An 11,059-nucleotide genomic window follows, 5' to 3' on the forward strand; every position below is an offset into this window, starting at 1 on the left:
TCGCCCCCTTGAAACCGAACAATTAAATCAGACTGTTTGGCGAAATAATCCACCATTTTGCCTTTGCCTTCATCGCCCCACTGGGCGCCAACTAATACAGAAATCGACATCTATTCTCATTCCTTCCATCAACCTCAGACCCGAAACACCTCTGTACGCCTGGATTGTATCCATTTTCATCAGAGGGCTTTGATCGAACACCACTTATTAGCATCTTTAAATATTTTAAAATATAAAATTTATGGGATCATTTTTTCCCAGAGCATTATAACATAAAGCCATCAGATTTGTTCCACATATTTTTAATTTTTTCAATGATATTGTTTACATTTTTTCTTTTCATCGTTTAAGCCGGATTACACTTAAACCAATCTTCTGTTCTTAAAGCTTATCATGTAAAAAGCTTCATAACAAGGATTTATCTCGTCATGAAGCTCAATTTGCTGACTATTTTTATTCGCTACTTTTTATCATAGGTTTTGATGATCTGTTCGGCCACTTTTCGGGGCGATGTCCGCATATCCATGGCCTTCTTCTGGATATAGCGATGGGCCTGATCTTCGGTCATATCCAGATGCCCCATCAGGAACAGTTTCCCCCGGTAGACAACCCCAAGGTCATCAATTTTTGCTTTCAAGGCCTGATTCTGACTTTGCAGCTTCTGGATTTTTTCCCGGGACTGACAGACAAAGCGAACGTTTTGAACCAACAGCTGCCGGTTCAGGGGTTTAGGGACCACAAACGCCGCTGTTTCGGTCAGTTTTTCTTCGACGTGATCGACCAGTTCGCTTTTGACAATCAGAATCACCCCGACCATGAATTTTTCAAGAATATCAACAGCAAAATCCACACCGAATTCATCACCTAAAGGGGTGTTCACGATCACCAGGTCATATTCAATTTCCTGAAGTCTCCGCCGACCTTCGGCGGCCGAATTGGCCGAGTCGATTAGTTGAAAATTCATCGGGCGCAGAATATCGGCCAGCCCACGGATAACGTCATCTTGCTTGCATACCAATAATACGCTGCTCATCCCCTTCACCTCCTGACTTTTTAAGTTTTTTCGGTTTAATAAGTTAAGAGGTAGCGATCAATTTCCCAGGGGTGAACGGTTTTAATATAGTCCATCCATTCGGCTGTTTTCAGTTCAATATATTTTTCGGCCAGGTCTTCTCCCAGCACCGTTTTAATTAAGGGATCGGCGTTCATTTCAGTCAGGGCATCCATTAAGGTGATGGGCAGCTCCTGAATGTTTTTAACCGCCATGGGATCTCTGGTTATTTCATCTTCATCCAGTTTTAATTCATCCATTAACGTCATCTTCTTTTCAATCCCTTCAAGACCGGCCGCCAGAATAATAGCAAAGGTCAGGTAGGGATTACAGGTGGGATCTGGCCCCCGCAGTTCAAATCGATAATACTCATCGGACTCCATCGGGATCCGGATCAGTGGTGAGCGGTTGCCAAAGCCCCAGCCGATGTGCCGGGGCGCTTCCTTACCGCCGGTTAAGCGTTTATAGCTGTTAACCAGCGGATTGGCAATGGCCGTCATGCCTTTAACGTGGGCCAGTACTCCGGCCATAAATTGTCGCGCTTCTTCGCCCAAAATGCCGTCTTTATTTTCAAAAATATCCTGTCCGTCTTTTAGCAGCGACACATGAATGTGCATGCCGCTGCCCGGTTCTTCCATCAGCGGTTTTGGTAAAAATGAGGCATGCACCCCATTTCTTTGCGCCACGGTTTTTACCACGGTTTTAAAGGTCATGATCTTGTCTGCTGAACACAGGGCATCGTCGTATTTAAAATCAATCTCGTGCTGTCCCCGACCAGCTTCGTGCCGCGAGCTTTCGATTTCAAAACCCATGTCTTCGAGGGTCAGACAAATTTCTCGGCGGGTGTTTTCGCCCCGATCATAAGGCGCCAAATCAAAATAACCGGCCTGATCAGTGGGAATGGTGGTGGGATCGCCGTTTTCATCTTGTTTGAAAAGATAAAACTCACATTCCGCGCTGGTGTTAAATTCGTACCCCAGGGCTTTGGCCCGGTTAATGGTTTCTTTTAAGATATAGCGGCTGTCTGCTTCAAAAATATCGCCATTGGGGTATCTGATATCACAGATAATTCTGGCGACCTTCCCTTGCTGAGGACGCCAGGGCAAGAGCTGAATGGTACTGATGTCCGGAAACAAGACCAGATCGGTATCCCGGGATTCAGGAAATCCCACCACTAACGAGGCATCAAAGGGAATCCCGCTGGCCAGAGCTCGTTCCATCTGCATTGCCGTAATGGCAATATTCCGATTTTGTCCAAAGAGATCACAAAACTGAAGACGAATAAATTTTACATCATTCGCTTCAATAAATTTCATCGCTTCAATTATATTTTTCGCTAAGCTCATCCTAAACCTCCACTTATTTTAATCCGAAACAGCATGGATTTATTTCTATACTTTACGCATTAATCTATCTGTACTGCCGCTTCTTTAAATTAATTTTGTTATCATTGTCTCAGTCTTTTAAACCGGCTCACACAAACCTTGCGGTTTCTTTGTGTTTTATACCCATTCGCCCGATAACTCCACACGAATTTACCCCATTGCCTACCAATAAATAAAAAAAGAGCATACTAAATGATCCCCTCTGCAATCTGAAAATTTCAGGAGGATCGAACGCCTTTGTTCTTTGATAACTGTTCCTATTTTATTTTTTGTATACAATGTACTTTGTGACTAGTCTTATCATTAAAACATATTTCCGCTGCGGTTTCAATTTATTTTTGTTTTATTTTAGGTGACAAGGTTTTCAGTTTCTATTTATCACTAAAAACCCCTTAAACTTTCAGCTTAAAGGGGTTTTCGCAGTTTGAGCGGTTGTACTTATTGCACCGGACCTTTTTCCATTTGGGCCATGACGATTTGTCGCATCATCTCCATCGAGCCGGCAAATTCCTCAAGGGTTAATCCCGGTACTCTTTCAGCCACCAGCCGATAGCCGGCTTCAAAGTCTTCGGCGGCATTTAAAGCCATCATCAAATCGGCATCGCCTAGTAAGGCATCCAGCACCTTGATATGTTTTTCTTCATCCATTTCAAATTTAATACTCATATTTGTTGCTCCTTTCATTTAAGCAGTCTATTCTGACATTTATTTTCCTAGAATATTTTATACTGATAATACTATATATATATTATAGTAGGCTTTAGTCTTTGTAAATCATTCCTGCACCTTTATAAATTGATAACCATTACATACAATTTGTTGTAAATTTTACTTTACAAGAGCCTTTTCATCGTCTATAATAAGCTTAAATTTAAATAGTGATAACTGCCACGAGAGTGACGATAGCAATGGTGCTTTGAAAGTGTAATGATAACTTTCTGAGGCGCTTTTTTTTTAGCCACTTTCCGGCACCCTTCGCGGGTTCCAAAAAACAGTTACCCATCTTTTAAGATGAGATTCATCATCTGAAGATTTATATCTTGTCAGAAAGAAGGCCTTCGCTTAAATTAATAGAAACCTTCGATTTGATTTTACTCAGCTTTTATTGTAACATATCTGACAATGGTGCCATGTATGTTATAATTATACAAATTATATTTTAGGAGGAAACACACGTGCCAATTTATGAGAATGTATCCGAACTTTTCGGATCAAAAGTTTTTAACTCCGGTGTCATGCGAAAGCGCTTACCAAAGCATATTTACGCTTCGCTGTTAAAAACAATGAAAGAGGATTTACCTCTGGAAGAAAACGTCGCTGAAGTTGTGGCAAACGCCATGAAAGATTGGGCTTTAGAATTGGGTGCGACTCATTATACGCACTGGTTCCAGCCAATGACTGGTATCACTGCTGAAAAGCATGATGCCTTTATCAACCCAACTGAAGACGGTAAGGTTATTATGGAATTCTCCGGTAAGGAACTTATTAAAGGCGAACCAGATGCGTCTTCCTTCCCTTCCGGCGGACTTCGGGCAACTTTTGAAGCGCGGGGCTATACCGCCTGGGACCCAACGTCCTATGCTTTTATTAAAGGAACGACCCTATATATTCCCACCATTTTCTGTTCCTACTCTGGTGAAGTACTTGATAAGAAAACACCACTGTTACGATCGATGCAGTCCCTGAATACTCATGCTGTGCGTATTTTGAAACTATTTGGGAAAGATGATGTCAAAAAAGTAACTTCCACCATTGGTGCTGAACAGGAATACTTCCTGATCGAGCGGGAAATGTATAAAAAACGTAAGGATTTGATCCTTTCCGGCCGGACCTTATTTGGTGCCAAACCACCGAAGGGCCAGGAAATGGAAACTCATTATTTTGGTAAGATTCGCGGTCGAGTTGCTGCTTATATGGCTGACTTGGATCAGGAATTATGGAGCCTGGGCATTGCCTCTAAAACACGACATAATGAAGTTGCCCCGGCGCAACACGAGCTGGCACCAATTTTTGCCAACACCAATATTGCCACCGACAATAATCAGTTAATTATGGAATTCATGCAACGCGTTGCTTACCGTCACGATCTGGCTTGTCTGTTACATGAAAAACCATTTGAATTTGTCAATGGCTCAGGAAAACACAATAATTTCTCGATGTCCACCAACACCGGCGAAAACTTATTGGAACCGGGTAAAAATCCTGTCGAAAACAAGCAATTTCTAATTTTCCTTTGCGCTGTTATTGAAGCTGTTTTTAAATACAGTGAAATGCTGCGAATTACGGTCGCCAGTGCCGGTAATGACCACCGTCTGGGCGCCAATGAAGCACCACCAGCCATTGTTTCCGTTTTCCTGGGCGAACAATTAACAGCCGCCTTAAAATCCATCGAAACTGGCAAACCAGTTAAAGAAGCGAAAGATCTGGTCATGGAACTTGGGGTTAACAGCTTACCAAAATTCATCATCGATGCCACCGACCGAAACCGAACCTCCCCATTTGCCTTTACCGGTAACAAATTTGAGTTCAGAATGCTGGGTTCCAACCAATCGATTTCTGGTCCTAATATTACCATCAATACGATTGTTGCTGATGTATTGAAAGACTATGCGGATACGCTGGAAAAAGCCGACGATTTTGATACCGCTCTGGATACCTTGCTTCAAAATACTGTTAAAGAATGTAAGAATATCGTCTTTAATGGTAATAACTACTCTGATGAATGGGTTGAAGAAGCGGCTCGACGCGGTCTGCCAAACTTAAAGACAACACCGGAAGCTTTAGCTGAATTTACTTCTGAAAAGAATGTTGCCCTTTTTGAACGACACAATATTTTTACTCCTGCCGAAATGGACTCTCGTTATGAAATTCATTTGGATGAATACATCAAAACAATCAATATTGAAGCCTTAACGATGCTTAACCTGGCTAAACGTGATATCTCACCGGCTGTTGTTACCTATACGAAAGAAGTTGTTGATACCCTGATTGCTAAAAAGGCCTGTGGCGAAGCCATCGACGTTTCAGCAGAAGCTACCCTGGTCGAAAGATTATCTAAGCTTTCCGGTGACCTGATCAAAGCCATTGATGGCCTTGAAGCCACTATTGCCGGTATCGAGGATTGTGACTCCGCTCAGGCTGAAGCCAACTATTCCTGTGAAAAAATTATTCCGGCCATGGAAACCCTGCGAGTGACAGCTGATTCCCTTGAAGAAATTGTTGCTGATAAATACTGGCCATTCCCAACTTACGAAGATATTTTATTCTACGTATAATTAAAACACCAACCAATCAGAACTCGCTCGTTTCACTACGTTCGTCTGATTGTGCAGCAAATGTCTTTGCCTGCGAAAGCGAGCTTTCTCGTCAAAGCCGCTTGCTACACTTGAACAAAAATAATCGGGGTTAGGGGGTTTATACCCCTCCCCGTTATCCATTCATGTTAAACTATAAGGAGGTTCATATGAAAAAGCTTGAAATAGTCATTAAACCCGAAAGACTGGAAGACCTGAAAGAAATTCTCAATACCTGTGATGTTCAGGGGATGATGATTACCAATATTATGGGATACGGAAACCAGAAGGGTTATCAAAAATCCTATCGTGGGACGGCCTACACCGTTAATTTTCTTCCGAAAATCAAGGTGGAAACAGTAACTGATGCTGAAACTGCAGGTATTATTATTAAGATCATCAAAGACCGTTTGGCAGCTGATGACGAAATTGGCGGCGGAAAAATTTTCGTATACGATGTCGCTGATGTTATTCGAATTCGTACCGGCGATCATGGAGTTGATGCAATATAATATGAATAGGGAAAGTAATCTAAACTATCAAAGGAGATAGGTTTTAATGAGTAATTAAGGCTATCTTCTTTTTTTATACCCTAATTGATTACTTCTATTCCATTTATGTGATTTATTTTATGTGATTCAATTTAACGAGAGAGGTTATTATTATGGAATTATTAGCACTACAACAATATATCGATATTGTCTGGGTATTTTTGGCAGCAGTATTAGTCTTCTTTATGCAGGCTGGCTTTGCAATGGTTGAAACCGGCTTTACCCGGGCTAAAAACGCCGGGAACATCATCATGAAAAACTTTGTCGATTTCATGATTGGTTCAATCCTATTCTTCTGTTTTGGTTTTGCTTTTATGTTTGGTCCGGATGTGGGCGGATTCATCGGGATGGGTGGATTCTTTAATCCTGAAAACCTGACGAACGTTTCAGCTTTTGAGGCTGTCACCCCAGAACTGTTTATCTTTTTCCAGACTGTTTTCTGTGCCACAGCTGCCACCATTGTCTCTGGTGCTGTTGCCGGACGGACTAAATTTTCGGTTTACTGTGTGATTTCTGCCTTTGTCAGCTTGATTATTTACCCGGTTGTCGGACACTGGGCATGGGGCGGCGGGTTCCTTGGCACCATGGGTTTTGTTGACTTTGCTGGTTCTACCGTTGTTCACTCCGTTGGTGGTTGGACAGCTTTGATGGGCGCCATCCTGGTTGGACCCCGTATTGGCAAATATAACAAAGATGGCAAAGCCAACGCCATACCTGGTCATAGTTTGACCTTAGGTGCTCTTGGAGTCTTCATTCTCTGGTTTGCTTGGTTCGGATTTAACTGTGGTAGTACCCTGGCTGTGAATTTAGATATTGGCCATATTGCCATGACCACCAACCTGGCTGCCGCTGCTGGCGGATTAACCGTTATGTTCCTGACCTGGGCCCGTTACAAAAAACCAGATATTTCAATGACTCTTAATGGTGTCCTTGGCGGACTGGTTGCTATCACTGCTGGATGCCTGGTTGTTACCATCTGGGGCGCCATCGTGATCGGAATCATTGCCGGTCTGATCATCACCTTCGGTATCCCCTTCATCGATCAAAAATTAAAAATTGATGATCCGGTTGGAGCCATTGGCGTTCACTGTATGAATGGTGTCGCTGGTACCTTAATGGTTGGTTTATTTGCCAACTACCTGCCTGGCACAGAAGATGCAATTCTGGGTTTATTATACGGCGGTGGAATTGATCTACTAATCGTACAAACCATTGGTGTCGTTTCAGTTGCTGCCTGGACTTTAGGTACTTCTTTCATTCTCTTCTATGGCCTAAAGAAAACAGTTGGTCTCCGGGTTGAAAAAGTGGTTGAAATTGAAGGTCTTGATGTTCATGAACACGGAATTGAAGCTTACTCTGACTTTGTTAGCCGCATGAACTAAAACCCGGGTTTACTGTTTCACCTTTCAAAATCATTATAAATCACTAGGGCGAATTAGAAACACCCCCCTTGTTTAGAATCCGCCCTGGTTTGATAGAATTCAAAGTACACCTGATGTTGTAACGAAAAAGCCCTGGAAGTTTTTGCTTCCAGGGCTTTTATCAAATTCAATGATAAAATTTAATGCTTCGTTTTAGTGCTATCTTTTATAACACAATTTTAGAATTCAGCAAAGGCCTTGCCAAACTCCACGCAGCGGTGGCGCCCCGCTTTATCGGGTTCCCCTAAGATAGTCAGGCCTTGCTCAAAAAGAATGGCGCCCAGATCCTTTACCTGGTTCTCCCACTCCTGCATCCATGCTCCATCGCCCCAGCCGTGGGATCCGAAAAGAGCGACCTTTTTTCCTTTTAAATGATCGGAAATTTCCTTGAAAAAAGGTTCGAATTCACTTTTTTCCAGGGCTTCCCCTTCCATCGCCGGACAACCCAGGGCAATTTTGTAATAGCTGTCAATACTGTTAATATCAAAGTCAACCACGTTGACTAAAATTGCTTTAGCGCCGGCTTCATCAATGCCATTTGAAATTTTTTCGGCCATAATCTCAGTGCTTTCTTTATAACTCCAATATATCACGCCAATCTTATCTACCAGTTCCATTTCGGTCTCTCCTTCTTATGTTTGAATTTACAGTTGTCTAATTATATACCCCAAAACCAGCTGGTTATTCTTCAAGCTCCAATCCTGAATTAATTTTTTTTAATTCCTGAGACAGGATTGCCACGCAGACTTGCAGATGGTCTTCCAGCAAGGCCTTGTTGTGTCGTAGTCCTTCCCGATAATAGGCCCGGGTTTTTTCCTGGATGGCAAATTTACCCAGCAGTCCCATCACCGGTATCGCCAATAAAACAGCCCCGGCAATTGAGGTTCCAATTTTATCGCTTTTTTTAATCTGAAAATGGGTGATTTGGGGAATGCGCTGTTGATCCGTCACTTCCACCAGCGCATTGCCTGAAAATTGGTTGCTGAAGGCACTAAAAAAATCATAGGCTTCGTTAAAAAGAGCATCCGACTCTCTGCCAATCTCGTCGAAAATCTCCTGGGCGTAGATATCAAAATATTCATTACGACTGGCTTCTTTTTTTCTGGAGGTCGGGTTTAAAAAACCGACATGCTTTTGAACCAGTTCCTGACACTCAATAAACCATCTATTTATTTTCTCCTTGCCGATCGTTGTGAGTATTTGCGGCATTTTTCCGGAAATGGAATCGAGCAGATTAACCTTGATCCGATGGATGATTTTTTCTTTACCAAAGGCCTGGGTGGTCTTGCCACTGAGCAGTTTTTTGGCGTGGCTGGATACCTCGACAATATCCTGATTCCGCACCCCAGTCTTTTTTATGATTTCTTTTCGCATCGCCGCAATGGCGGTTTCCACATTCATCACATCGCAATGGGTCAGTACTACCAGCACCGGGTTGCCATCCTTCCCCAGGGCCGTGATCATTTCCAGATCAAAATCTTCCACTCGGGCTGATTTGGCTGACAAACAATAAATAATGGTGTGAAACCAATCCTTAATTTCGCGAACATCATGTTGCTCCAGTACCTCCTGGATCAGGGCTTTCCAGCTTTCGGATTTATCCGCTTCCAGTCCCCAGGAGTCGTAAAGATGAAGGATCAAAGTTGGACTCAGAGTGATCGTTTCGGAAAAAATCCCCATCCCGGTCACCGGCCGTCCAGCTCCGGTTTTCATGACTTCGGCGCCAAAAATATAATTGCACAGCGATGTTTTCCCCACCCCGGTTTTCCCTAATATCAGAACATTGGTCTCACAACCCTTATCCATGCCGGGAAACCTTGAACCATTCGGCCATCAGGTTGGCAATGTTCTCGCCGTTAAAATAATCGGCCCACTCAATATCTTTTCCTTCTTCAAACACTGCCGTGGCGCAGCGAAAACAGATCTCAGAAATGGCATAGCCCATGGCAGCGGTAAAGCTGGAGGCCACCACGGTGTTAACGGTAGTACCAATGGCGGTGCCCACCCCGGGAATCAATTTAAAGAGGTTGGCACTGAGGGTTTGGGCCAACAATCGACCAGACTCAGAAACCACCACCGAACCCACTAGCGATGACAGGTTCCCCAGCTTCTGGTCCAATCCATAGGTTTTCATAATGTGCAGGGACATCTTAATCTGGATTGGCACCAGCAGCGCCGCATCCGAAAAAGGGATCGGCGTTAAAGCTACGCCGGCAGCGCCACTGGTATACAGGGGAATGATCCGATGATTGATCAGCCTTTTTTTTGCCTCCAGATTTCCTTTCAGGGCACTGATAAACCCTTCTCGCAAAGACTCATCGAGATGATCAATCGCCCAGCTGACCATCTCATCCCATTGCAGATAATTCTGCAAAGCAGCTTTTACCGCCGGGTCATCGGCTACACTGGTGCGGAAAAATTCCACCTGGCAATGGTTTCTGATCGCCGCTTCCATGGCCTGGAGTTCTTCGGCGTCAAGATTATCGATTTGAGTCAGAACCACCGCCACCGGCAGCTTCTTTGCTCTTAGCATCTGGATCACAGCGATATCCATATCGGTTACCCGTTTGTTCCCGGCTGAGATGCAATACCAGACCTCATGAATTTGATTACTCAGACCCTGACTGATTTCGTCCTTTTTATCCGGGTTAACAACCGTGCCAAATTCATTGACCCATCCTTCCACATTGGCCTTGTACTGGGATATTTTTTCGGTGCCGATTTCATAGCCTTCGGTGTCATAAAGCACCACTCCGGCATCGGCCCGCTGATACTTGGTAATTCCCCGGGTCACCGGAATGCCGTGACCAATGCGGGCTACCGCTGCTCCAAAAACATAATTCACCACCGAACTTTTTCCGGCGCCGGTGGCACCGCAGATTAAAATATTTGGTTTCTTGATACTTTCACTGATTTCGCCAAGGGTTTTCTTAAAATCAAAATCGTCGGGCCGATAGTCTTTCATGATGTTCCCTCTTTCTTATTTCTGCTTGGTTACGCTAATTATCTGCAACTTTTCTCGCTTGTCCTAAACAAGGGGTTTAATCCTTCACAAATCCGGCTTTTTACTAATCATTATACCAGAGAATTGTTAATTTCATTTTAATTAAAATCTTCACCTGATTATCACAGAACAATCAACACCCGACCACAGACCAGCGTTAAACTAAGCACAGTAATCCATCACACCTGTTATTTGTATGGGTTTTCACCAAGGGTTTATCCCTCAATAATCCCTTGGTTTAACATAGATCTTTTCATGAACTCCTTTCTCACAAAAAAGAATCCTTTTACATCAGAGGATTCTTTTTTGATTTATAAATGCAATTGACTTATGCAATTGACCCATGCCGTTTAT

General features: G+C 43.3%; 10 protein-coding genes. 3 read left to right on the plus strand and 7 right to left on the minus strand.

All coding sequences use genetic code 11. The features are described 5' to 3' along the window. From ACEW8F_RS03800 to ACEW8F_RS03815, 4 genes are all read right to left on the minus strand, one after another. A partial coding sequence (locus ACEW8F_RS03800; protein WP_373482210.1) for an adenylosuccinate synthetase occupies positions 1-110 on the minus strand: 110 nt, incomplete at its 3' end. Positions 111-460: 350 nt separating this feature from the next. After that, positions 461-1,033 carry an ANTAR domain-containing response regulator gene (locus tag ACEW8F_RS03805; protein WP_373482142.1) on the minus strand — a complete coding sequence of 191 codons (573 nt, stop codon included), beginning with the start codon at positions 1,031-1,033 and terminating at the stop codon, positions 461-463. A 35-nt stretch (positions 1,034-1,068) separates the two neighbouring features. Then, entirely contained in the window at positions 1,069-2,397 is a 1,329-nt protein-coding gene (glnA, locus tag ACEW8F_RS03810) for a type I glutamate--ammonia ligase (protein WP_373482143.1), read from the minus strand. Between the two features lie 477 nt (positions 2,398-2,874). Then, positions 2,875-3,102, minus strand: a complete 228-nt coding sequence (locus ACEW8F_RS03815; RefSeq protein ID WP_373482144.1) for a hypothetical protein — start codon at positions 3,100-3,102, stop codon at positions 2,875-2,877. Positions 3,103-3,671: 569 nt separating this feature from the next. On the opposite strand from ACEW8F_RS03815, the gene ACEW8F_RS03820 reads away from it, so the two are divergent. From ACEW8F_RS03820 to ACEW8F_RS03830, 3 genes are all read left to right on the plus strand, one after another. Then, on the plus strand, positions 3,672-5,711 hold the full coding sequence (locus ACEW8F_RS03820; protein ID WP_373482211.1) for a glutamine synthetase III: 2,040 nt from the start codon (positions 3,672-3,674) through the stop codon (positions 5,709-5,711). A 188-nt stretch (positions 5,712-5,899) separates the two neighbouring features. Continuing rightward, positions 5,900-6,241 carry a P-II family nitrogen regulator gene (locus tag ACEW8F_RS03825; protein WP_304888102.1) on the plus strand — a complete coding sequence of 114 codons (342 nt, stop codon included), beginning with the start codon at positions 5,900-5,902 and terminating at the stop codon, positions 6,239-6,241. 152 nt (positions 6,242-6,393) lie between these two features. Continuing rightward, complete coding sequence (locus ACEW8F_RS03830; RefSeq protein ID WP_373482145.1) at positions 6,394-7,662, plus strand: ammonium transporter; 1,269 nt, start codon at positions 6,394-6,396, stop codon at positions 7,660-7,662. Positions 7,663-7,880: 218 nt separating this feature from the next. Here ACEW8F_RS03830 and ACEW8F_RS03835 read toward each other — a convergent pair whose 3' ends face one another. The 3 genes from ACEW8F_RS03835 to ACEW8F_RS03845 form a co-directional block, all read right to left on the minus strand. After that, the gene (locus ACEW8F_RS03835; RefSeq protein ID WP_373482146.1) at positions 7,881-8,318 is read right to left on the minus strand and encodes a flavodoxin; all 438 of its coding nucleotides are present in this window, start codon (positions 8,316-8,318) and stop codon (positions 7,881-7,883) included. 64 nt (positions 8,319-8,382) lie between these two features. After that, positions 8,383-9,507: a GTPase gene (locus tag ACEW8F_RS03840; protein WP_373482147.1), complete on the minus strand. Its 1,125-nt coding sequence runs from the start codon at positions 9,505-9,507 to the stop codon at positions 8,383-8,385. Beyond that, positions 9,500-10,666, minus strand: coding sequence for a YcjF family protein (locus tag ACEW8F_RS03845; RefSeq protein ID WP_373482148.1), 1,167 nt, complete (start codon positions 10,664-10,666; stop codon positions 9,500-9,502). Before ACEW8F_RS03845 ends, ACEW8F_RS03840 begins: the two co-directional genes overlap by 8 nt. Positions 10,667-11,059 lie beyond the last annotated feature (393 nt).

It is taken from the genome of Acetobacterium sp. (assembly GCF_041752335.1).
Classification (GTDB): Bacteria; Bacillota; Clostridia; order Eubacteriales; family Eubacteriaceae; genus Acetobacterium.